At 41.4% G+C, this 24,420-nt stretch carries 17 protein-coding genes; 8 read left to right on the top strand and 9 right to left on the bottom strand.

The window, feature by feature from the left end:
• The first annotated feature begins 28 nt into the window (after positions 1-28).
• Positions 29-493 carry a hypothetical protein gene (locus tag PHAL_RS0101265; protein ID WP_016706584.1) on the top strand — a complete coding sequence of 155 codons (465 nt, stop codon included), beginning with the start codon at positions 29-31 and terminating at the stop codon, positions 491-493.
• On the opposite strand, the gene PHAL_RS0101260 is transcribed toward PHAL_RS0101265, so the two are convergent.
• The 3 genes from PHAL_RS0101260 to PHAL_RS0101250 all read right to left on the bottom strand — a co-directional run bounded on the left by PHAL_RS0101260 (position 490) and on the right by PHAL_RS0101250 (position 2,675).
• Complete coding sequence (locus tag PHAL_RS0101260) at positions 490-1,749, bottom strand: Y-family DNA polymerase (RefSeq protein ID WP_016706583.1); 1,260 nt, start codon at positions 1,747-1,749, stop codon at positions 490-492. The two genes, PHAL_RS0101265 and PHAL_RS0101260, sit on opposite strands and share 4 nt — an antisense overlap.
• Positions 1,737-2,150, bottom strand: a complete 414-nt coding sequence (gene umuD, locus PHAL_RS0101255) for a translesion error-prone DNA polymerase V autoproteolytic subunit (protein WP_016706582.1) — start codon at positions 2,148-2,150, stop codon at positions 1,737-1,739. The genes PHAL_RS0101260 and umuD overlap by 13 nt, the downstream gene beginning before the upstream one ends.
• Positions 2,151-2,243: 93 nt before the next feature.
• A complete protein-coding gene (locus tag PHAL_RS0101250) occupies positions 2,244-2,675 on the bottom strand; it encodes a MarR family winged helix-turn-helix transcriptional regulator (RefSeq protein ID WP_016706581.1) in 432 nt (143 codons plus the stop codon).
• A gap of 107 nt (positions 2,676-2,782) precedes the next feature.
• On the opposite strand from PHAL_RS0101250, the gene PHAL_RS0101245 reads away from it, so the two are divergent.
• Positions 2,783-3,535: a siderophore-interacting protein gene (locus tag PHAL_RS0101245; RefSeq protein WP_016706580.1), complete on the top strand. Its 753-nt coding sequence runs from the start codon at positions 2,783-2,785 to the stop codon at positions 3,533-3,535.
• A gap of 156 nt (positions 3,536-3,691) precedes the next feature.
• On the opposite strand, the gene PHAL_RS0101240 is transcribed toward PHAL_RS0101245, so the two are convergent.
• Genes PHAL_RS0101240 through PHAL_RS0101225 form a run of 4 tightly spaced genes read right to left on the bottom strand, consistent with a single transcriptional unit; the run spans position 3,692 to position 8,658 of the window.
• Positions 3,692-4,750: a pectinesterase family protein gene (locus PHAL_RS0101240; protein ID WP_016706579.1), complete on the bottom strand. Its 1,059-nt coding sequence runs from the start codon at positions 4,748-4,750 to the stop codon at positions 3,692-3,694.
• A gap of 1 nt (position 4,751) precedes the next feature.
• Complete coding sequence (locus PHAL_RS0101235; protein WP_016706578.1) at positions 4,752-5,711, bottom strand: sugar kinase; 960 nt, start codon at positions 5,709-5,711, stop codon at positions 4,752-4,754.
• Positions 5,712-7,199 carry a UxaA family hydrolase gene (locus PHAL_RS0101230; RefSeq protein ID WP_016706577.1) on the bottom strand — a complete coding sequence of 496 codons (1,488 nt, stop codon included), beginning with the start codon at positions 7,197-7,199 and terminating at the stop codon, positions 5,712-5,714.
• A 1-nt stretch (position 7,200) separates the two neighbouring features.
• Positions 7,201-8,658 (bottom strand): tagaturonate reductase, encoded by a 1,458-nt coding sequence (locus PHAL_RS0101225; protein WP_016706576.1) that lies wholly within the window; start codon positions 8,656-8,658, stop codon positions 7,201-7,203.
• A gap of 184 nt (positions 8,659-8,842) precedes the next feature.
• Between PHAL_RS0101225 and kduD the strand changes: the two genes are divergently transcribed.
• From kduD to PHAL_RS0101195, 6 genes are all read left to right on the top strand, one after another.
• A complete protein-coding gene (gene kduD / locus PHAL_RS0101220) occupies positions 8,843-9,607 on the top strand; it encodes a 2-dehydro-3-deoxy-D-gluconate 5-dehydrogenase KduD (protein WP_016706575.1) in 765 nt (254 codons plus the stop codon).
• A gap of 22 nt (positions 9,608-9,629) precedes the next feature.
• Positions 9,630-10,472 carry a 5-dehydro-4-deoxy-D-glucuronate isomerase gene (gene kduI / locus PHAL_RS0101215; protein WP_016706574.1) on the top strand — a complete coding sequence of 281 codons (843 nt, stop codon included), beginning with the start codon at positions 9,630-9,632 and terminating at the stop codon, positions 10,470-10,472.
• 41 nt (positions 10,473-10,513) lie between these two features.
• Positions 10,514-11,491, top strand: a complete 978-nt coding sequence (locus PHAL_RS0101210) for a TRAP transporter substrate-binding protein (protein ID WP_029215968.1) — start codon at positions 10,514-10,516, stop codon at positions 11,489-11,491.
• Positions 11,492-11,500: 9 nt separating this feature from the next.
• Positions 11,501-11,989, top strand: coding sequence for a TRAP transporter small permease (locus PHAL_RS0101205; RefSeq protein ID WP_016706572.1), 489 nt, complete (start codon positions 11,501-11,503; stop codon positions 11,987-11,989).
• A complete protein-coding gene (locus PHAL_RS0101200) occupies positions 11,989-13,290 on the top strand; it encodes a TRAP transporter large permease (protein ID WP_016706571.1) in 1,302 nt (433 codons plus the stop codon). Before PHAL_RS0101205 ends, PHAL_RS0101200 begins: the two co-directional genes overlap by 1 nt.
• A gap of 207 nt (positions 13,291-13,497) precedes the next feature.
• On the top strand, positions 13,498-14,517 hold the full coding sequence (locus tag PHAL_RS0101195; protein WP_016706570.1) for a LacI family DNA-binding transcriptional regulator: 1,020 nt from the start codon (positions 13,498-13,500) through the stop codon (positions 14,515-14,517).
• 589 nt (positions 14,518-15,106) lie between these two features.
• On the opposite strand, the gene PHAL_RS0101190 is transcribed toward PHAL_RS0101195, so the two are convergent.
• Together PHAL_RS0101190 and PHAL_RS0101185 are read right to left on the bottom strand one after the other, a co-directional pair.
• Positions 15,107-21,277: a pectinesterase family protein gene (locus PHAL_RS0101190; protein WP_016706569.1), complete on the bottom strand. Its 6,171-nt coding sequence runs from the start codon at positions 21,275-21,277 to the stop codon at positions 15,107-15,109.
• A 76-nt stretch (positions 21,278-21,353) separates the two neighbouring features.
• Positions 21,354-24,302 (bottom strand): TonB-dependent receptor, encoded by a 2,949-nt coding sequence (locus PHAL_RS0101185; RefSeq protein ID WP_016706568.1) that lies wholly within the window; start codon positions 24,300-24,302, stop codon positions 21,354-21,356.
• Between the last annotated feature and the right edge of the window lie 118 nt (positions 24,303-24,420).

Below are 24,420 nucleotides of genomic sequence, written 5' to 3'. Positions count from 1 at the left end.
GTACACACCACGAATAATTAGGTTTTTAATGCGTTATAGTGAAGTCTTACTGTATACCATCTGCTTATCTATGAGCGCCTTAGGCTGCGCTAAAACTGAGTTGCCCAGTAATAAAAGTCAGTTTATATCTTTGTTGAATAGCAAAGTGGGTAATTATCAAGTCGTGGCTGGTACTGCGGATAATTGCACTTCTGGAGCGCTTACCTGGCTTGATAAAAATAACCCTGATCTGGGCTTTAAACTTGGCAATAGTATCATGTTTAATGCTCTGCATAATGGAACACAAACTAACAAAGTAGCAAATTTCTGTTTAGTCACCACAAAATATAAATACACTACGCAAAGCATCACTATGTCTTTACGCCATACTCGTTGTGAAAACGACAGCGATAATCTTAATACTAGCCAGACCTTACGATTTATTGCCGATAGCCGCTTACATTATAGTGTGGAAAATAGTGATAACGTTTGTCAGTTTGAGTTACAACGCTAGCAACACGCTATTTTCGGTAAGTGGTGCCAGCGCGTTGTATAGTGGGGCGATAAAAAAGTGCGTTTCATGTGCCATTGGTTAGTTTGTTGCTGACTGGCAAGGGTTAATGTATCTGCGCCATAACGTTTATTGACAGCATCTAAACAGGACATAAGTTTAATATTATCTGTTTTTTGATTAAATAAATCGTGTTGCTGAAACTGCGCCGCACTTACCTCTAATGCCCCAACTCCACATTTATAATACCGTACACCCACTTGATACAGTTGTTCGAAAATAGCGGTTACTGCATTAGCAAAGATAGTGCTGTCGGCACTGGGGGTCGGTAGTTCATAAATAAGAGATTTTTTTGCGTAATGTTGCTCATGAGGGGAGCTGGCAATAAACAGCAATAATCGCTTAGTGACACAGTGCTGGGCGCGTAGTTTACGTGCAACAATCATGGCATGACTCACTAGCGCTGTTTTTAAAGCAATAGGGCAAGTTAACCTATTAGCAAAGCTGCGAGTTGAAAACACCTCGTGCTTATTGTGCTGTACATCATGCCAATTTAAAGTAGGGCGACCGTTTAGCTCATCCACAGTGCGGGCAAGTACCACACTAAATAATCGTTTTATATGTGATGGGGATTGCTGGGCTAAATCGAGCGCGCTGTTAATATTCAGTAGTTTTAATTTCTTAGTCAAGCGTCTGCCAACCCCCCAAACATCACCTACATCCATGGCTGCTAATATTGTCGTGCGCGATTGTTCGTTATCAATCACGGCAACGCCATTAAAACCACTGAGTTTTTTTGCGGCATGATTAGCTGCTTTTGCCAAGGTTGGCGTAGGACCGAAGCCAACCCCCACAGGTAGTTTAGTTTCGCGCCACACAGTACGGCGAATTAACTGGCCGTACTGGTGCCAGTCATTAATGAGTGGCGTAAAGCCGTTAAAGTGCAAAAATGATTCATCAATTGAATACACATACTGATTATCGCAAAAGCGACTGATGATATTCATCATCTTATCGCTCAAGTCGGCATACAACTCATAGTTAGATGAGCAAATAACCACATTATGTTTGGCTAATAAATGTTTAACCTTAAAATAAGGCTGAAACTTAGGAATATTTAGCCGTCGTGCAATCGGGCACACAGCACAGATACAGCCGTCGTTGTTAGTAAGTACCACAACCGGTTTAGTACGCAAAGCAGGGTTAAACACTTTCTCGGCGCTGGCATAAAATGCCACTGCATCCACTAAGGCATACATTGCAGTAACTCAGGATTTGTACGGTGTAATCGGATAGAAAGGGTAACAACGCCTTCTAGTTGAAACTCATCTTCTTGGGTTAATTGCACTGGGCCATACAATGATGATGCTGATAATAAGCGCGCATTGGTTTTATCAAGTAACTTGCAGACAAATAAGCCGTTTAGATTGGCTACGATGACATCATTATTTTTGGCATCAATAGCGCGATCAACCAGCAGTAAATCACCGTCAAAAATACCCACTCCTTGCATTGATTCCCCTGAGGCAACGCCAATAAAGGTTGCATCAGGGTGCTTAATTAATAATTGATCAAGGGATAACCCCAGCTCTTTGTATTGTGCTGCGGGGGATTCAAAGCCACAAATACCCGCTTCGATGTAAATTGGAATAACAAGCATATAAAAAACACACTATACTGTACGTTTGTACAGTATAGTGTAATCGTTAATAAATTACCAAGCAGAAGATCGCTATAAAGCGTAAATCCCCTTCTATTTTTGGTTATTCACATTGTTGATCATAGTGTTAGCGACCATTAAAAAATTATCAATTTGTGCTTGGTCAAGGCCCTTACAGAGTAGGGTATCAACCGTGCTCTCGGCTTGCTTTAACGTTTTATAAAGTGTTTGGCCGCTGTTTGTTAATGACAAAATAAAACAGCGCTTATCATTTTCATCTGCACACTTGGCGATCAGCGCTAAAGACAAAAGTTCTTTAATTAAACGCGCTATTTGTGCTTTATCGCGTTGTGTTTTATTAACGATATCATTTGCTGTGCAGTGTGGAGTATCAGCAATGATATGCAGGCATTTTACATGTAATGCATTCAATCCCAATTCGGTGGCATTGATAGCATCTCTTACAATCAGTCGATAACTTTGTGTAAGGGTAAATAAGGTTGAGGCTAAATTTTGTTGTGGCATTACACACCTAGTTAGTTGACAAAGTCAATTAAATGTTTATAGTAGACTTTATCAACTAATGGGGCGTTGTGCAATTAAACAATGAGTAAAATCGTGAGGAGACAACAATGACTAGAAGAGTACGTCGTGCCACTGTGATCAGTACAACCGATATCGCCCCACATTTAAAGCGTTTGGTTGTGGGCTCTGATGAGTTTCATGATTTCCCAGCAGATCAACAAGGTGCTTATGTAAAAGTACTATTACCTCATAGGGGACAAGATGAGGTGGAAATAGACCTTAAGGCGGATAAGCCAGCACCTAGACGCTCATATACAATCAGAGCAATAGATACGCTTAACCACACAATTACCCTTGATTTTGTAGTTGATCAGCATCGTGGTATTGCAACTGAGTGGGCCAAGCAAGCCAAGCCTGGTGATAAACTCGCTATTGCTGGCCCAGGACCTAAGAAGCTGCAAGATTTTAGTCAGTCACAGTATTTAATGATTGCTGATCTGACCGCAATTAACGCCATCAACGGCTATTTACAGCAACTACCCGCCAGTGCGAATGTTGATGTGATCATTCATATTGCTGATCCAAACGATGTTATCGCGCTTGATACCATTAAAGCGCACAGCAATCACAGCGTTAATTGGTTAGTGACAGCGCAGCCACAAACCGATGTAGTTAATCAGATCACGGTGTTGCTTAGCCAATATACGCAAAAGCCATTGATTTTTATGGCACTCGAAGCCTCTTTGCTGCGTACAATTAAAGACTTAGCGATTGATAATTATGCGATACCGCGAGAGAAAATAGTATGTTCAGCGTATTGGCAGCGTGGTGTTGATGCTGACGGCAAGTTAACGGCTTGATTATATATTTTTCAGTGTAAAACGTGTGAAACAGTCAATTCGAGTGCATACCCATGAGAGGAAGTCTACTTAAATAAAATAAGCGTCTCACAGCATTTATTTTAGAAAAATAGGCTTAGGTATGCACTCAGGTTTGGTTTCGAGGCGTTAATTTTTTTATAAGGTAAACGGCTCGCTTTTAAACTGCTGTTGTTGTATTACTTTTTGTAGTTCATTGAGTACGTGTTTAGGTCGCCATTTACTTTTAAATACCCATTGCGTTAACGATGGCTCAGTGAACTGTGTGTATTGCTCAGGAGTTATATTGGTTGCTAACCACAGGTGATCTCGCGGGCTCTGATTAGCATAAAAGTAGTAACGATCACCATAATAGTTGCTACGGTTACGCGTTGTGTCTTTATAGGTTTTCTTAAAAATAGCTTTATTAGCCATGTTTTTAGAAAATTGATTATTAAACAAATAAAATTGCGCATCGTAGTGGTGACGTCCTAGCCAAAAGTTTTCTACACCATCAAATGTACTGTTTGCGACCACTAGTTTTTGCTCCGAGTCCAGTTCACCGTCATGCCACAAGGTTGCGGTCTGTTTCAGGTTGAAAAACGTTGAGTGCTCGATAAGCGCTGTACCACGAGGGCACACCATATCCGTTGCCCCAGTAAATGAGCAATAAGAATGGTAATAAAGCCCGTTTTCTTTATTCCATAAGCTCAAGGTATCAGCACCATCGGCGCTAATATCACATTGATGTAATATGATCCGCGTAGCGCTTTCAAAACCGCGAATAGCAAATTGGTGCTCATCGGTATCATGCAAGCGACCATAATTATTGGTGACACTCAGGTTCACAATATTAATATCGCTGCCAGCGATATTGATCACCGCTGCGCCCCAATCACTGTCATGTTTTTCTCGCCAGTTATTACGCAGCTCAGCATACTCGATTCGGGTATCGCTAAGCGAACTGCCTACTAAGCTTAGATTATTACGAGTGATGTACAGTTTCTCGTGGTATAACCCAGGCCCAATCAAGATAATGACAGACTTATACTGACTACTAGCGTCAATGGCACTTTGTATGGTTTTAAAGGCAGTAGGCTGTGTCTTATTAACAGACAATATTTTACTCGGTTCGCTACCTATTGGTGGTGTTGCTGCCAGCAAGCCAAAAGAGCCAATGAATAAATAAAAATATAATAAAAACTGTTTCATCATCATGTTAATTATTTTCTATTGTGTTTTTTATTGCTTGGCTGTCAATTTCAACAATGGCACCGCGTTGTTGGATCACTTGGGCTGCGAGTAAATTACCTGCTAGAGCACAGTGTTTAATAGGCTGTGCTGTTAGCCAGTATGCTAAGAACCCTGCATTAAACGAATCACCAGCGGCTGTTGTATCGATCACTTTTGCTATTTTTTGTGTACTAAATGCTTCAACGGATACTGATTTATCAACGTGCTTTTTACTATATTGGCAACCCTCTGCGCCGAGCTTGATAATGACTTCGTTAGCACCTTGTTGATGCAAGCGTGCCGTACAGTCGGCGATAGAGGTGTCTGCCCAAAGTTGGACTTCATCATCAAAGGTAACTAAGGCTAAGTCGGCAAGAGCATATGCTTTATTATTAGTTTGCTGACTGTGTTCTTTACTAGACCATAACGCAGGGCGGTAGTTGCTGTCATAGATGATCATCACCCCTTGTCGTTTAAGCTGCGCTAAGTGAGTCAACAAGGTATGGCAGTCTTGTTCTGGCAAAATTGCTAATGAGATCCCTGATAAATAAACGGCGTCAACATGGGCAAGGACTTTAACTACATCACCAAAGTTTTCGTGCTGCACTAAATATTTAGCCGCGGAGTCATTTCGCCAATACTGAAAAGTACGCTCTCCCGAAGCATCATTTTGAATCATATACAAACCGGGTTGCTTGTTATGACTAAGTAGTACACTCTCTGTATTGATATGGTGAGCTTGCCATTTATCGATCAATGCACGACTCAATGGGTCGGTGCCCATCGCGCTTACGTAATTAACGTTGACCGTGTTACCAGCAAGTTTTTTTAAGTAAATGGCGGTGTTCATGGTATCTCCGCCATAGTTTTGCTGCATGGCAGTAAATGGTTGGCCACTTAGCTCAACCATACACTCGCCAATAATTGCGATGGACTTAGGGCTCATTTACAATGTTACTCCCTTTTTCCAAATTGCGACTTCGCGAATATCATTTATTTCATTGCAAGTCGGCTTGCCGTTTACAATATCAACGAGTAACTGCACGAACTCGCCGTGTACTTGTTCCATCGTGACATCGTTAATTAATACGCCAGCATCAAAATCAATCCAGCGTTTTTTCTTATTTGCAAGTTCCGAATTAGTGGCAATTTTTAGTGTTGGTACGAAACCACCATAAGGTGTACCGCGGCCCGTAGTAAATAACACCATATGACAACCAGCTGCACCGAGCGCGCTGGTGGCAATAGGATCATTACCTGGTGCATCCAATAGGTTTAATCCTGGCACTTGTAAGCGCTCGCCATAATGTAATACTGCTTGTACTTTGCTGGTGCCAGCTTTTTGCGTACAACCCAGTGATTTATCTTCTAAGGTGGTGATACCGCCTTTTTTATTACCCGGTGATGGATTTTCGTAAATCGGTTGATTATGTGCTTTGTAATAACCTTTAAAGTTATTCACCATGCTAACCAATTTATTAAAGGTGTCTTCGTCTTTGCAGCGCGACATTAATAAGGTTTCTGCGCCAAACATTTCAGGAACTTCAGTCAGTACTGTGGTTCCACCCTGAGCAATTAAATAATCAGAGAAATAACCCAACATTGGGTTCGCGGTAATACCAGACAAACCATCGCTGCCACCACATTCAAGGCCAAATTTAACTTCAGATAGAGTGCCCGGTTGGCGTTTATCTTGTTTTACTTGCGCATAAATTTGCTCAAGTAAAGCCACGCCTTCTTCAATTTCATCTTCAGCTTGTTGGGTGATCAAAAATTTAATTCGGCTGTCATCGTAATCACCTAAACCATCACGAAAGGCTGGTAATTGGTTGTTTTCGCAGCCTAAGCCAACGACTAAAGCACCACCTGCATTAGGGTGCAGTGCCATGTTTTGTAGCAGTATCCGTGTTGTGTCTAAATCATCACCCAACTGAGAGCAGCCAAATTGGTGAGGAAAAGCATAAATACCATCTATTTCTAACTGTGGGTTACGCTGTTTAAATTCTTTGATCATTTGATTGATCATGCCATTAACGCAACCTACTGTGGGGATCAACCAGATTTCGTTTCGAATACCGACTTCGCCATTTTTTCGACGGTAAATATTCACAGCAGGTGAGGGCGTTGCTTCACTTTGCTCAATAAACTCAGGAATATACTGATAATCTAACTCATCGTTCAGGGTGGTTTTAACACAATGAGTATGCACCCAGCCGCCTTTTTGAATATTTTCTAGGGCAAAACCAATGGGCGCGCCATATTTAATTACATTTTCTTGTTTAGCAATATCACGCAGTGCCACTTTATGGCCTTTATCGATGTTCTCATTGACTAAGAGCTCTTCGTTATCAACAGGGAGTATTTCGCCTGCAGTGATATTTCGCATTGCAATAGCAACATCATCGGTTGCATGTAATTTTATTAGTGCTTTCATATTATTGGCCTAACTGATTAGTAAGCGTGGCACCAACACCGTTGGTGAGCATAGTACGTAGGTGAGTGGTAACGGTGGCAGTTAATTCTGGGATTTCATTTAAATCACTTTCCCAATGCCATTTTGCGCCTAAAACTTGTTCAACAAGGGCTGTTAGGGACAATGCATTGTTATCAAAGTCATGCCATAAGGTGTTAAATAACTCTAACCATTGTGGTGCGTCACTTAATTCAATTGGTTGCTCATTGCGTAGACCTTTATACATTAAGATTTGCCCAGCAATAGCCAGTGCCATCATATTTGGAACTGCGTTATTAGTTGCTACATAAGTATGTAATTGCGGCAAAATACGGGTCTTAAACTTAGTCATACTGTTGAGAGAGATAGACAGTAATAAATGGCAAATATACGGATTCCTAAAACGATTGAGCACATCATTAGCAAAGCGTTTTAGTTCTTCTTCTGGCAAATCAAGGGTAGGGATGATTTCACTAAAAATTAATTGTGTTAAATACTTTTCAAACAATGGATCCGCCAGAGCATCCCCAACAGAGTCAATATTTGCCATATAAGCCAGTGGTACTAGCGCGGTATGTGCCCCATTTAAAATCCCCACCTTTTGTTGTTTATATGGTGAAATATCATCAACAATTTTGATATTTAGATCACTGTTTTGTAGGCAGAGTAGCTCAGCGAGATGCTGCGGGCCTTGAATAACAAATAAATGGAAATACTCAGCTGTCACCATAAAGTTATCTAAGTAACCTAATGATTCTTGTAGTTGCTGATGCTCATCGCGAGGAAAGCCTGTCACAATTCGGTCAACCAAGCTTGAGCAAAAGTAATTAGACTCATTAAGCCAGGTTACAAATGTGTGTGGTAGTTGCCAAAGCTGGCAGTATTGAAAGACGATTTCTTTAAGTTTCTCGCCGTTATAATCGATTAACTCACAAGGAATGATCACCATACCGCTGTCAGGCGAGCCATTAAAATGGTTAAAACGATGGAATAACCATTGCGTTAATTTTGCTGGGAATGCCTTTGCTGGCGCATCATCGAGCTTATCCGTATCAATGTACTCAATCCCAGCTTCAGTGGTATTTGAAAAAATAATTTTCAGATCTGGGTTTTCAGCCAGTGCCATATAACGTGGGAAATCTTTGTAAACAGGAATTTCTTCATTGATTGAACTAATAATACGATGATCAGCGACCGTTTCTCCTTGCTCATTTAGGCCACGAATAATGGTGGTATACAAACCATCTTGGACATTAAGTAAAGGAATTGCGTCATAATCAATAGGTCGGATCACTGCTACACCGGCATTTAAATCGCTTGTTTCGTTCAATTTATCAATTTGCCAATCGATAAAAGCACGCAAGAAGTTTCCCTCACCGTATTGCATTATTTTTGTTGGGTATTTGTTTTTATTAAAGTTTTTTCTATTCAGTGCTTGCATAATATGAACCTATAAACGTTATATGGGCTGATTGATTTTTATATCTTAGCCACATTTGCCACCGGTGGCAAATAATATTTGACAAACTGCCACCGGTAGCGAAGAATGGGTGTTAACAAGTTTAGCTAATTCGATTTACATCAAGTTAGTAATTAAGCAATAAATACTTTTATAGGAATTTAAAATGACAACCACTTTGTTTGATCTTACTTCAAAAACAGCGCTCGTCACCGGTGCAAGCCGTGGATTGGGTCAACAAATTGCGCTGGGTTTAGCTGCTGCAGGCGCAAAGGTTATTTGTAGCAGCAGTAAAGAGCTGGGCTGCCAAACAACGTGCCAGATGATCAAAGAACAGGGGGGGGAGGCTTATGATTATGCTGCAGATCTAAGTGATGCAGATTCAGTAAATACCCTAGCAGCAACAGCTTTAGCAAACCATGGCAGTATTGATATTTTGGTTAATGTTGGTGGCACAATATTTCGTAGCCCCGCAGTGGATTACCCATATGAGCAATGGCAGAACGTGATGAAAGTAAATCTCGATGCCAGCTTTTTATTAGCACAAGCTGTAGCGCCGAATATGATCCAACAAGGTTTTGGCAAAATAATAAATATTGCTTCAATGCTGTCCTACAGTGGCGGTATGACAGTGCCGGCATACACTGCGAGCAAACATGCCGTGGCTGGTTTAACTAAAGCGTTGGCGAACGAGTGGGCACAACATAATATTCAGGTTAACGCCATTGCACCTGGTTATTTCAGAACAGATAACACTCAAGCTTTGCAAGATGATGCGACCCGTAATAGCGAAATTGAAAAACGTATACCCGCAGGGCGTTGGGGCGAAGCTGAAGATTTAATTGGATCAGCCATCTTTTTATCATCAACAGCCAGTGACTACGTCAATGGCCATATTCTTGCCGTTGATGGCGGCTGGTTAGCACGATAATTTTTAATTTTAGGTAGCAATTATGAGCACACAAATAGAGTCACGTTATGCAGTTGGTCCACATGAAGTGAAAGGCTATAACACCCAACAGTTAAGAGATGAGTTCTTGGTCGATAAACTCATGCAAGATAACACCATTTATTGGCTATACACTCACTATGAACGCTTTATGGTGGGCAGCGCAGTACCAACAAATACACCGCTTACACTAGAGACGGTAGATAATTTAAAAGCCGCAAACTTTTTAGCTGGCCGAGAGCTGGGGGTCATTAATGTCGGTGGTAGTGGCACGGTGACTGCTGATGGTCAAGATTTTAAGCTTGGCTATAAAGATGCATTGTATTTAGGTAAAGATACTAATGATGTGGTATTTAAAAGTCACGATAGCCAGAACCCTGCAAAATTTTATCTTAATTCTGCACCGGCACATCACAAGTACCCAAACAAGTTAGTCACCCGCGATGATGCCAATGTATTGCATTTAGGAGCGCTTGAAACCTCCAACGAGCGCGATATTAATCAAATGCTGATCAATACTGTGGTGCAAACATGTCAGTTACAAATGGGCTTAACGGAATTAAAACCGGGTAGTGTTTGGAATACTATGCCAGCTCATCAGCATGATCGTCGTAACGAAGTGTATTTCTATTTTGAAGTTCCCGAGCAACAAGCTGTGTGTCATTTTATGGGAGAGCCTACAGAGACTCGCCATCTTTGGGTACATAATGAGCAAGCAGTCGTATCACCACCATGGTCTATTCACTCTGGCGCGGGGACACAAAATTACAGTTTTATTTGGGGCATGGCAGGAGAAAACCTCGATTATGATGATATGGATAAATATCAACCGAGCGAGCTGAGATAATCAGCTCTTTTGTGATCATATAGCGATAAGAAGAAATAATAATGCATAGAAATCTTCTCATAAAATTAGTACTGGTGTGTTCGTTAATGTTACTTAGCAGTTGCAGTAATGAGAAAAAAACAGTGCGACTGACCATGGCGCATACTCTCGATACCCGCCATGTGGTACACCAAGCAATGGAATATATGGCCGAACGTTTAGCGTTTTATTCAAATAACACAATGGAAATTGTTATTTATCCCGGTGGTCAGCTTGGTTCAGAGCGTGAACTTATTGAATTACTGCAAATTGGCAGTTTATCCATTACGAAAGTCTCAGCAAGTCCTCTTGAAGGATTTGTGCCTGAGATGAAAGTGTTTGGTATTCCGTATTTATTTCGTGATAGCGAGCACTTTTGGCGGGTGCTAAAAAGTGATTTAGGGGCTGAGTTACTCAATAAAGTGAGTACCGCAAGGCTCAAAGGCTTAGGGTATTACGATGCCGGTAGCCGTAGCTTTTATACGACCAATGGTGCGATTAATACGCCGGATGATTTAATTGGTAAAAAAATCCGCGTGTTAAATAGTCCAACAGCGGTTGCAACAGTGCAAGCGTTAGGCGGCGCAGCAGCACCGATTGCATGGGGGGAATTGTATGCGGCATTGCAACAAGGGGTTGTGGATGGCGCAGAAAATAATCCACCAAGTTATTACCTATCTCGTCATTATGAAATTGCCAAATACTATTCGTTAGATGAACATACTTTTGTTCCTGACGTTATTTTAGCAAGCCTTGAAGTGTGGAACTCACTCAATAGTGAGCAACAACAATGGTTAAGCCAAGCAATGGCAGACTCGGTTGAGTATCAACGCTCATTGTGGCAAAGCGCATCCGATGAAGCCCTTAAAGCGGTCATTGCAGAGGGGGTAGAAGTGACTTACCCAGATAAGCAAGCGTTTCAAGATAAAGTGGCTGATTTTCATGCTTCGTTCGCTAATACAGCGGTTGCAGAGCATATTAAAAAAATAAAAAGCATGTAGAGGCACACAATGCGACAACTAAACACACACTTAAATCGCATCATCGAGCGATTACTGATTTTAGCCATGATAGCGATTGTAACCGTTGTCTGTTGGCAAGTTTTTTCACGATTCATTCTGCGTGCACCAAGCTCGTACACCGAAGAGTTAGCCCGCTTTTTACTTATTTGGATCGGGGTGTTAGGGGCCTCCTATGCATATCGAACTAAGGCCCATTTAGGACTTGATCTGTTTTACCAAAAAATGATCCCATCAATTAGACATAAATGTTCATTTGTTATTGAAATTTGCGTGCTAGTCACTGCGCTCAGCATTTTAGTCTATGGCGGTAGCCGCTTAATGATGTTGAGTTTTGAATTAAAGCAAACATCAGCGGCTCTGGGTATTAATATGGGTTACGTGTATCTGGTATTACCGCTCAGTGGTGTATTGATAGTTATCAACTGCATCGAAAACTTGATCACCTACGCTCAGCAAACATTTAAAGAGGAAGCATAATGGATTTAACGGCAATAGTATTAATCGTTTGTTTTTTTGCGTTATTGTTTATTAATGTGCCAATATCTTTATGTATTGCATTATCGACTTTAGCTGCATTATTAATGCACATTGATTTTACCCCCGCGACTACCACCATAGCCCAACAAATGGCGGGGGGCATAGATAGCTTTGCATTATTAGCTATCCCATTTTTTATTCTGTCTGGGTTAATTATGGGGCAAGGCGGTATTGCTAAGCGGCTTATTGAATGTGCGATGGCGATGATTGGTTTTTTACCTGGCGGCTTAGCCTTAGTGAATGTGATGTCGTGTATGCTATTTGGCGCAATTTCAGGATCAGCAGTGGCTGCAACTTCAGCAATTGGTAGTTTTATGGTGCCTGAAATGAAAAAACATGGCTACAGTGCCAGTTTTGCTGCAGCCGTAACGGCCAGTGCCGCCACCACCGGAATGTTAATACCACCGAGCAATATTTTAATCATTTATGCGATTGCAAGTGGTGGGGTGTCGATTGCTGCTTTGTTCATTGCAGGTTACTTACCAGGAATTTTGGTTGGCCTGGCACTGATGATTGTTTGTGCAATCTACTCGATTAAAAATAAGTACCCAGTAACCGCACGATTACCATTTAAAATTGTACTCGAAAAAATACTCGCTGCGTTACCGAGTTTATTGCTTATTTTTATTGTTATTGGCGGCATTATTGGTGGAGTATTTACAGCAACCGAAGCTGGGGCGATCGCGGTTATTTATGCGTTAGTGTTGTCGGTATTTATTTATCGTGAAATAAACCCTGCTGAATTACCTGCTTTATTATTAAAAGCATGTGAAACAACGGCCATTGTTATGTTGATCATTGCGGCATCGTCGGGCATGTCGTGGTTATTGTCATATACACATATTCCACAATTGGTCAGTGAGTTCTTTTTAACACTCAGTGATAACCCATTATTAATTTTACTGTTGATCAATCTAATTTTAATTTTGGTTGGTGCGTTTATTGATATGACCCCAGCGGTGTTGATATTTACACCTATCTTTTTACCTGTGGCAATGGAATTTGGTATGTCACCCATTCAATTTGGTATTATGATTGTGCTTAACTTATCAATCGGCTTAGTGTCACCACCGGTTGGCAGTGTATTGTTTGTCAGTTGTGCGGTGGCCAAAACATCGTTGCATAAAATCATCAAACCAATGTTACCACTGTATGGCGTGATGTTTTTAGTGTTAATGCTGGTTACGTATGTGCCGGCAATTAGTGAAACATTACCTCGCTTATTTGGGCTTATAGAGTAACGTATAGCCTAATTATTATTTAGAATGGAACTCAAGTAGTTCCATTTTCTTTTCTACTATTAGATCATGCTTTTATTTAACCCGTTCACCGGTTAACACCCCTGAAATACAGGTTATTAACTTTCATTAAAAGAACGGCTGACGAGAGACTTTTATGAATCTAGGGTTAGTGTTAAACTTTGATTACATCCTAAAACAGGAACTTTTATGTCAGTAACGATTAATGATGTGGCGAAATTGTCCGGTGTGTCGAAACGCACCGTATCGCGTGTGATCAACCGCTCTGGGGCAGTTGGCGAGGCTACCCGAGAACGGGTTTTACAAATAATAAAGGAAGTTGGCTTCTCACCAGATAAACAGGCACGCGGTTTAGCGTCTAGTCGTTCTTACTTATTAGGCTTGATTTACGATAACCCCGATGCCCTGTATATCGACCAAGTTCAACGCGGGGCACTCAGTGTGTGTTCAGAGCTAGGTTATGAGCTGGTTGTGCATCCAAGTTACTCTAAAAGTGCTGAATTTATTGATGATTGTTTGTCATTTATCTCACGCTCTAAACTTGATGGCGTCATTATTTTGCCACCGGTGTCAGAAAATAAAGAGCTTGCTGCTGCTATTCGTGATGCGGGTTGCCCGTATGTGCGTTTAGCATCCGTTGATTTAGATGATGCTGATAACATTGTTGTTTCAGATGAGCGCGCAGCGATGAAAGAAATGGCCAGCTACTTAGTTGAGCTTGGCCATAAAGACATTGGTTTTATCTCAGGTCCGCAAGTGTATCGTTCATCAATTGAGCGTTTGGCAGGCTTTTTGGCCGAGTTGCAAGTGTGTAATGTACAATTGCCGCCACATCGTATTGTAGAAGGGAAAAACAGTTACGAAAGTGGGATAGAGTGCGCAATGAGTTTATTAAGCACAGAGCCTCGTCCAACCGCCATAGTAGCTAATAATGATGAAATGGCAGCGGGTGTGTTACGTGTTGCTAATAACTTGAATATAAAAGTGCCGCAAGAGCTTTCAGTGGCAGGCTTTGATGATAATATTTTGGCCTCACGTATTATTCCATCGTTAACCACTATTCGGCGTCCAGTGCAGAATATGGCGTGCTTAGCGGTGCAAAAGTTGATTAATAAAAGTCAATCAACTCAAAGTGAACGTGTAAAACTCGATGAGGTGATCACCCCCTATTTAGTGAAGCGTGAATCTACGAATAGATGCGCTAAGTAGTACAAATTAACCCCTCAGAACCTTTGGTTACGGACATACAATGCGCCTTACTTAGTAGGGCGTTTATTTTTTATGTCTGGCACATTTTGAATGGGGCAAGTCCCGCCACGTTTGACCCTAATATTAATTTAAAAACTTTAATTTCATGATGCCTTAGCTCTTTAAGCTCAGCGTTTCTTAATCTCTTTGTGAATTATTCACTTAAAAATTTTATTGCATTAAAGAGAAAAGAATGAGGAGTAAATGAGGGCTTCAATCTGAGGTTCGCTGTGTCAGGTAATGAAATTATAGGAATAAAAAAATACCCTTGCTGTGCGGGGCAAGGGTATTGGTAACTATCAAATTGTGGGATACCAATCGACTTAAATATTTAACCATTCTAGCGGGCTAAATAAAGCGCTAACTGCGTTATAAATTTTTCATGTACGACTGCATGGATGCAGGAGGTAGAGCAATGCAGGAGCAATTGCCGAGAACAACTATATGTCAAAATTTATGCCTTGTTATCACGCCATTTATCTGTCGCTATAAATGGTCAGTAACTTAACACGATTGGTATGAAAGCAGCGTTTGGCTGCTCTCATTACAACTACTGAATGGTTATCTCATCCAGTGTGATAGTGGCTTCACTTTCCGTTCTGATAGTGATGAATGAGGTCGCTGTGGCTACCAATCCATCAACTGTGTACGTTTGCCCAGGGACAAGCTCTTCAAGTTTAACTGAATAAAACTTTGATGAGCCGCCGTGGATTGAATTAGCGCTACCAGAAGTATTGTTATCTACATAGATCTGGAAGCTTTTTGCGGTATTACCTGTAACATCCGCCACTGTAAAGCTCACTTGATAACTGTTACTTAAGTCAAGTAAGCCCGTCGTACTTGCATCTGCTGAGGTTGTACCCACCGCCGGTGTCGTATTAGCAATACTAATACGCGCTCCAGTCATGGTTAATTGCCCAGCAGATACTTCCACACTGCCTGTAACACGATGAAACAGAGGCGTGCCTGAGCCGGCTAGGCCTGATAAATCACGGTAACTATTACTAAAGAACTCGTCAGTATTCGCTGCTGAGAAGTTCTCAGTAAATGGTAAACCAAGGGGCTCTTGTACTGGCGGCTCACTTGGCGCAGCAATCTCAGGAATCTCTAAATCACTTTGATCAATCTTACCAATACCGGCATGAGCAATTACATGGGCTTTAACATCCATTACGGGTGTTAACGTATAGTCATAAGGCGCTTGGTAAGAGCTTGTAGGTGTTAAACCTGTTGGCGTTACTTCTGCAGCCACATCGCCATCAGCTACATCGCCCCAAGTTACACCTTCACCGAGGTAGTTGCCTGATGTATTCCAGTAGCCAATGACTTTTGAATAAAATGACACTACAGGGTTTTTAGTATTTTCAAAGTAGTTATTCTCAATATGTAGCTCTGCGCCCATTCGTGAGTTAATCGCGCTCGAGGTGATATTGTTATAGTAGTTGTTGAAGATATGACCTAAACCAAATCTAAATAATGGAACACGCGATACAATGTTTTCAAACCGGTTATGGTGAAATGTAATATGGCGATTTTTATTACTGCTTGAGTCATCATCACTGTGACCATGCAGCGATGTTTTCCAGCTATCGTGAATGTAGTTATAGGAAATAGTGATGTTCTGCGCACCTGATTTAGAGTCAACTAAACCATCATAATAGTCTTGATCAACATTTAACGATGAGTAAAGTTCGTTATGGTCAATCCAGATATTGGCAGTCGGTTTATTTTCATCACCTTCAATTGAAATACCATCTTTCCCACCGGTAAGTACCTCATGAATTTTCAAGTTTTGGATAATGATGTTATTAGCACGACGAATTGCGATGCCAATGCCACTGAGCTCCCCCCGATCTGCAACACCAATGATTGAGATATTATCCATATCTTTAATTTCGATTGATGTGTTGTCGCCGCCACTGTTTGCATCGGTAATTACACCATCTACATAGATAGTGACAGGAACACCAGAAGATTTAGCTTGAGCTAAAGCTGATTTAAGCGCTGCACCATTATCGACCGTTACTACAGTTCCACCAGCGCCACCGGTTAGGTTAAAATTATAACCGGCAAAGCCAAGGCTATTATTCACAGGCGTTATTGCTACAGGCTCATCGGGTAACACTGGTATGGCAAGAGGTTCAGGTGTCCAACCTTGACCATCATTAAAGTTGGCAAAAATTGCATTTCGGTCAAGTAAGTTAACCACGTCGCTGTCTTGCATAATGTAACCACCAACACGAGCACTTAAATCAAGCGCATTACCTGCTAAGTCCATGCTGCCGTATTCGCGCCAGCCACTGGTCGCTGTGGCAATCTCAGGATTTGATGCCGGTTGATCATTTACCCCTTGCACTGCCCAACCTGAGGTTGCGATATGCGTATCAAATTTATTGTTGATAAGGGTTACATTGTCAAAGTAGCTGTCATTACCACCACTGCGTGCAATGTAGGTTGAGTTATCTAACACATCATTGCCAATTGGGCCTGGGCCATGAGTAAAACGGTTATTTAAGAAGATAAAACCAGGATCTGTTGGTACTGGCACACGGGCTTGCAGTACATAGCCACCTGATGAGTCTTTAGTTGGATCACCGTCTTTAGAATCACCAATCGTGCGAATTTCGCTATGTTCAAAGAGTGCAGTAACAGGATAGCCCCAAATAAAGTCTACGTTACCAGCGACTAAGGTATTGTAAAACCATGTGTAGCCTTTAAGTAACAAGGTGTCTTGTTCGCTGATAAAGCGGGCATTATTAGCCACCAAACGACCATTACTATTAAAGTAAATCGTTTCTGCTTGGTTTGAGTCAACCTTGTTACGTAAATGGGTGTTTTTCAATGTTAGGTTGTTGATCACTAACATATCAGCGCCTTCAACCAAGAATACACTACGACCACCACCGGGTGTGCCTGAGCTGACTGGCGCACTGCCACCAGAGCCACCATTGAGTGTTTCGTAGTTTTCATACTGAATGATGGTATTGTCCTGACTTTGTCCTTGTAACGTTACATTATTTTTATTACGTAGGAACAGCAACTCATTGTAGATGCCATCTTTAATAGAAATCGTAGTTTGCTCATCTTTACCAAGGCTTGTCATCGCAAAGTTGAGGGCACCTTGCACAGTTCTAAAGTCAGCAACACCGTCATCATCAACCAGTAGTTGGTTGCTCGCAGGTGTAGTTACTTTAGTAGTAAATGTCCATTGACTGTTATCACCTAAGCCGACAAAGTCAGCGCCATTTAATTGAGCGCCAATTACCACATCATCCCCAATGACAACACGATAGGTATGGCCATATTCAAGTACATTATTATGTGGCTTAATGGTTAAGGTGTTACCTTCAATTGTAAGAGGGTGGTAATACACAGAGCGCAATTTATCTTGGCCTGTGTAGCCAATCACATCGACATTCTTACCTACTTTTAGGGTATCAACTAGGGTGTTGTCGTTTTGTTTATAAATACGTACTTCACCTAAACTGCCGAAAGTGGGCGCGTTATCAAAAGTAATCGATAACTGAGTATCAACAAATTGATTATCGCTAGCAATCGCTGGCATCACTTTACTTGTTAAATCCCCGTAGTCAGCATCTGGCATAACGAAGCCTTCAGCGACAGAGATTGTAATGGTTCGAGTGATGGTTGGATCAGAATCAGATACAAACGTCACAGTGGCGTCACCTGCAGCAATAGGCGTTAGGGTGATCATATTTGCATCGATAGTCACACTGACCACAGCATCATTGCTTGATGTGACAGTGTAGGTATCGGCTGTAATACCATCGTTTTTGATTGCTGTGACATTGATCACAAGTGGGTCCATAGTGGTACTGGTATCCCAAGCTGGCTCTTTGTAATCAAGGGTTAGCTGGATAGGTTTGATGCTCGGATCGCCCACTTTAACATCATCAATTTCAAACGAACGGTTGTTTGTGAATACCCCAATCAAACCACGCGCAGTATAGCTGCTATCACTAGCAGTGCCCATTTTTTCACCGTTTAAATATACGGTGAGTTGATCATCAATCATCTCAAATCGTGTTGTATACCACACACCGTCTTCAGTAGCGCCTTTTTCACCGAGTAAAATAGGCGATTTCGTTTGCACTGGGCGTGAGATTGAGCCTTCACTACTGACTGCAACTTCTACTTGGGTGCTGCTTGATGAGTTTTGCACATTTAAGCCACCAGCATACCAATTACCAGCATTTAAGTAGCGAGCCATTAGGAAAATTTGCTTATTGGCCGTGGTGCTATTTTGACGTGGACGAATTTTCGCTTCAACAAAGTAGTTACCTGTAGTGGGCACGTTAGCCATCGCTTCTTCAGTGGCTAAAATAATTTCACCACCTGCACCACCTGCTGTGTAACGCATCATGCTATTACCCATCATGTCGAGCACATCAAACTCACCCATTGGAGCTTCGATGTTATCTGGCTTGGCTAAAATCTGCCAATTACTTAAGTCACCATTGGCAAAGTCGTCACAAAAATACAACTGGGGAGCGTCGTCACAACTAAATACGGATGGATCTTTTACATATTCAACTCTGAGGTTATTGATCACCACAGTGCCACCTGTCTCAGTGCGTAACTGTAAAAATGAATTTTTAGACGCAAGTAGGCCTGGTACAGTTAAAGTTTGGCCAGGCGTTAACGAGTTGATTAGTTCATTATAGAAACGAGAGTCGCCACCGAGTAGTGATTTAGAACTGCTTGAGGAGTTGTTATCCACATAGATTTGGAATTTATTATCACCTTCAGGGTCGCTTACACTCACGATATCCATCACCACTTGGTACGGGCGAGATAAATCCAGCGCACCACTGGTGGTGGTATCCGTTGCTGCAGTTTCAATACCTGGGGTGGTGTTGCCTAATGTAAAACGTCCTCCATTGAGCTCTAAACCTGTATCAATGACAGTAACTGAGCCACCCGTTTTGCTAAACATGGGGATTTCATCGCCGTTAGCATCAATAATTTTTTGATGATCAACAGAGAAAATATCTGCTGTAAGCATAGTAAAGTCAGTGGTGATTGGTAATTCTATTGTTGGGATCTCACCTTGAGCGGGCGGTTCAACAGGGGGCTCAACGGGTGGTTCAACATCAGGCACATCGGTCGCCACTGTTTCAATGGTTAAATTATCAATGACAATCATTGCAGCTGAATCAGTGCGTATTTGGAAATACGAGTTTTTAATATCTGGATTCAAAATACCACGGGCATCAACATGCGTGAGATCAGCACCAGTGTTGACATCTTCGCCAGGCACATAGGTATAAGAAAAACGCTGACCTACAGGGGTATTGGTCTCGTTGATATCTTTACCATAAAACTTAGATGCACCACCGTGAACAGAATTACTTTGACTGGCAGTATTATTATCAACATACAGCGATAATCCCCCCGCATTGTTATGGGCGATAACATCAAAGCTTATGGTAAAGCCTTCGCTTAAATTATAAATACCAACACCGGAGCTATCAGAGGCTGCTGACTCTTTGCCGGGTAGGGTATTACCGATTGTTATGCGGTCACCTTCAAGAATAAGCTGGCCTGCTACATCGTCAATTTTTGCACTACCGCCGCTTTTAAAATATAACGGGCCGCTACCTTGCTCATCTGACAAGCTCTTGTAACTTGATGAGAAAAATGTCTCAGTATCGGTATCAAACTCTTCAATTAAAGCTAAACCCGCTTGTTGTGCTAAATCGTTCAGTTTAACCAGCTCTTCTTGGGCTTGTTGTTCTGAAAAGGCTAAAATATTGTTTTTAGCATCATCATTACTATCACACGTTAATACAAGTGTTGCCAGTGCGCTTGGATCGCTAGTGGCACATACGCTATAGGTATTATTTACAGTATTATGTGAGCGAGAAACAATGTATTGCGTAGTTGCAGATTCTCCTTCACCTGATGTAAGCGCAATAACACGGTTACCAAATAAGAATGCATAGCTGCCCGTTGTGGTTTCTTCTCCATCAGCAACATGGCTAAAAGTCCCTGCTAAGTTTAATTCATCGTCAGGTGTCAACACTAACTGAGCAATACTTGCTTCACTGCCTTGAACTAGCGGGTTGTAAATGGTACCCGTAAAATCACTGGTATTAAATGCTAAAGGTTGTGTGCTGTTATATTGTTTAAAAATAAAATCAACAAAGTGCACAATTGCTTGATCTGCTGGGATCAAAGTACTATTCACGGAACCTGCATCCGCTAGCCACGCATTTACGTTGGCCTCAAATTCATCACTGCTAAAATAGTCAGTTACTGTTTGTCCTTCTGCTAAAGACATCTGTGCAACTTGTGCCGCTTGTGCGCTAATTGTAATCCCATTACTAGGATCACCATCGACATCAAGGGACTGTAATAAACGTAGGCTATTAATAACAGCGGGGTGAAACACGGTATCTGTAGAAAATAAAGCCAGTGGCGTGAGTACATTAGCAGCTGAAACCGTTGGAAAGGTAAGAGCACCGATTGAGAAATCGATAGCTTCACCTCTAAAGTAATCAAACTGTCCTTCGGCTGTTGTTACTCCATTAGTAACCGACGGGCTATTGTAGGTTAAACCAGCGACTGGGCTGTCAACAAATACCCCTTGAATAGGTGGCAAAGGGGCTTCTTTGACATTGATAGAGCTTTCTTCACCACAGCCTGCCAAGATCGCTGTGATCAGCAAACACGATGGTATTTTTATTGTATTATTCATGCATCCCTCCAAGGATGAAGCGTGTCATTTACGCGTTAATTGTGTGTGGCATTAACGTTTTGTTATTCATTGATTATTAATAAAATTTATAATTCATACCTAATTGGAAAGTACGACCATAATCTTCACGTTGATAGAGGATCTCGCCTCCCGCTAAATCATTACCTTTGAAGTAACGTAAATCGGATTCATCCGTTAAGTTAATGGCATCAAAGTACACAGTTAGATTTTTTGTGAAATCATATTTAACTTTCATATCAAAGGTTAAAATATCGTCTTGGTAGATATCTGCCCATGATTTACAAGCGTGAGGATCTGATAGCGAGGCAGAGACAGGGCAAGAGCCTACTTCTTCGAGGATGTCTGAGCGGTAATTGCTAATTAACCGAAATGAAAATGACTCATTTTCCCAACCAACCGAGATATTACCGGTCATATCAGCTTGGCCAGGTAGTTGCATTTTGCTTTGACGGATTGTGGCATCAAGTTCTGCTTCACTTTCAACAAAGGTCATATTACTTTGCCAAAATAATCCATTGTCAAAGAATTGATTGTAACTAAGCTCAATACCATAAACGGTTGCTTTATCGCCATTGAGTGTAATATCCACTTGGTTTAATACGAGATCTTGAGGAATGGCAAAGTCTGAGACCTGATTTACAGGTAAAGTCAGTGGCAACTCATCGATACCCATTTGAATGCCGGTAACATCAACAATGAAGTTATCGATATTTTTATAAAATACCGCTGCTTCCATAAAGAGTTCTTTTGATGGATACCAACCAAATGATGCATCGAAGTTGTCGGATGTCATTGCAACTAAATTGGGGTTACCCACTTGAACTGCATTATCAGGACCTAAAATATAACCTTGTAATTCAATCGCACTTTGGCCATCTGGTGTGCTGAAACATTCATTGGTTGTTGGGTCACATAAGCTAATATCATCGTCAAACTTTGCAAATCCACGGGCTTGCTTAAAAGAAGGGCGGGTATAACTGGTCCATAACGACGTTCTAACTAATACAGTATCACTTGGTTCATAACGCACATGGAGGCTTGGGAAAAACTCACTGTAAGTGATCGATGACTCAGGTAGCGGCACTGCGATATCAAGCATCTTGTCATTACCAAAATTCCAATCATCGTTTTCAAGTGACATAAAGCCGGTAGATGAGAACTCAGTGTGGGCATAGCGAACACCCGTTATTACTGTTAACTGCTCAGACAGAGGAATTTCAGCCATCACATAGGCTGCATAGGTATCTTCGGTTAATGTATAGTCTTCTTTCGTACTATCAATGGACTCCTCGCCACCGGTGGCACTGTCGCGTGTAATTTTGGTTGAATTTACAATATATTCGACGTCTTGTTGAGACACGAACGGGTAGGTGAATAAATCACCTTCAGGTACTGCATAGTTGTAATCTGTAATATTTGATGTTGCAACATCCATACAGGTTTGGTCGCCACCACAATCGGCACTATCGACAGTGTAACTCCAACGGTCTTTATTATTGTAATGTTCGCGTTGATTATAGGTTCCACCTATTTTCACGAAATTAAGGTATTCGTAATTAAAATCTTTTTGTAGGTTGAGTTTAATACTGGTAATTTCATCTGTACGTGTGCTGTCTTCCATAAACAAGTTATCGTATTCCATATTCGATAAATCGCTTAAATCACCATCTGCTTCACCTGCAAATACATCTTCGTCATCTTTAAGAGCAAACCCACCAAGGGCGGCGGCTTCAGCTGGGGTCAGTACTTTAGCTATGATATTGTCTCTGCGTGCTTGACCATAAACAATGTTCTCACGTTCACGGAATTGGGCGCGGCGATCGCCAACAGACTCATCGTCTGTTTTAGAATACGCGTATTCATAATCAACACGCCAAGTGTCAGCAAAATAGTTTTCACCGCCAAAGCTGTAGTTTGTGGTCGTGGTTTCACCTTCTTGGATAAAGTACTGATTGAATACATCAATATCAGAGAGGGCAAACTCTTTAGTTTGTGGGTTAACGTAAATGACTTCATCGGCTAAATCACCATTGTAGAAGTTATAAAACTCACGCTGAGCCACATCACCATCGGTGTAATTTGAGTAGTTACCACGTATGTAATAAAAACTGTCTTCGTTAGGTTTAAATTCAACATTGATTGTTGCGGTTGTACGTTCTCGATCAGCAATTTCACGACGATTCTCAAGTTGAGCAGGGATTAAGATTTCTGGCGCTACACTGAGTTCCTCTTCGCTGAGACCAATACCACCTTGCAAAAAGTTTAATTCACGAGTGCTATGATGACGTACTTCATCAACTTGTGTTTTTCTATCTTCATATGAAAGAGCAAAACCAACGCCAATCTTCTCATCTAAAAATAACTGTGTACCGTCAAGGCTGAATTTAGGTGATTGTTCTTCTCTTAGTTCATTGTACGAATCTTGTAGTTTGATTTTTAATGTGTTTTTACCACGTTCATACGCTGAGATTGCTTTAACGTTAACTGCACCACCTATAGAGTTTAGATTCATATCAGGGGTGAGGGTTTTAAAAACTTCGATAGCACCAAGTGAATCACTGGTAATACCATCTAAACCTATTTTGCGGTCGTCACCCGCACCAGATAGCTCTGCACCATTCATGCTCACAGAGACAAACTTAGGACCAAGACCACGAACGGCAATATATTTACCTTCCCCTTCACTGCGTTCCAGAGTGACACCTGGGATCCTGCGAAGTGATTCAGCGACATTTTGGTCAACGAAATTGCCCATATCATCGGTTGCAATAACTGAGCTAAATGCTTTGCTATCACGTTCCATCGCGCGTGCTTTCAAGTCAGCTTGATACACGCCTGTAACGGCAATAATCTCAATATCATCATCAGCTTCTACTTTTTTTTCAGCGTTAGTTGTTAATTTATCATTTTCAACTTTAGGCTGTGCAGGATCGGCTGACTGGGCATAAAGTGGCATTGCCATCATTAATGCCGTCGCGATCGTGCTTAAACTCATGCTTTTCATTTTTATTCCTTTTTCAGGCTTATAATTGTGTGCAAGTTATGCGATTCCTGTTGATTTTAATTCCTAGTTGCCACCGGTGGCAAAATGGAATAACATGAAGTTAACACTGTATTAATGA

Source organism: Pseudoalteromonas haloplanktis ATCC 14393 (assembly GCF_000238355.1).
Taxonomy (GTDB): Bacteria; Pseudomonadota; Gammaproteobacteria; order Enterobacterales; family Alteromonadaceae; genus Pseudoalteromonas; species Pseudoalteromonas haloplanktis.
Note: the sequence above shows the minus strand (reverse complement) of the source record. Positions and strands in the feature narration are given on the sequence as shown.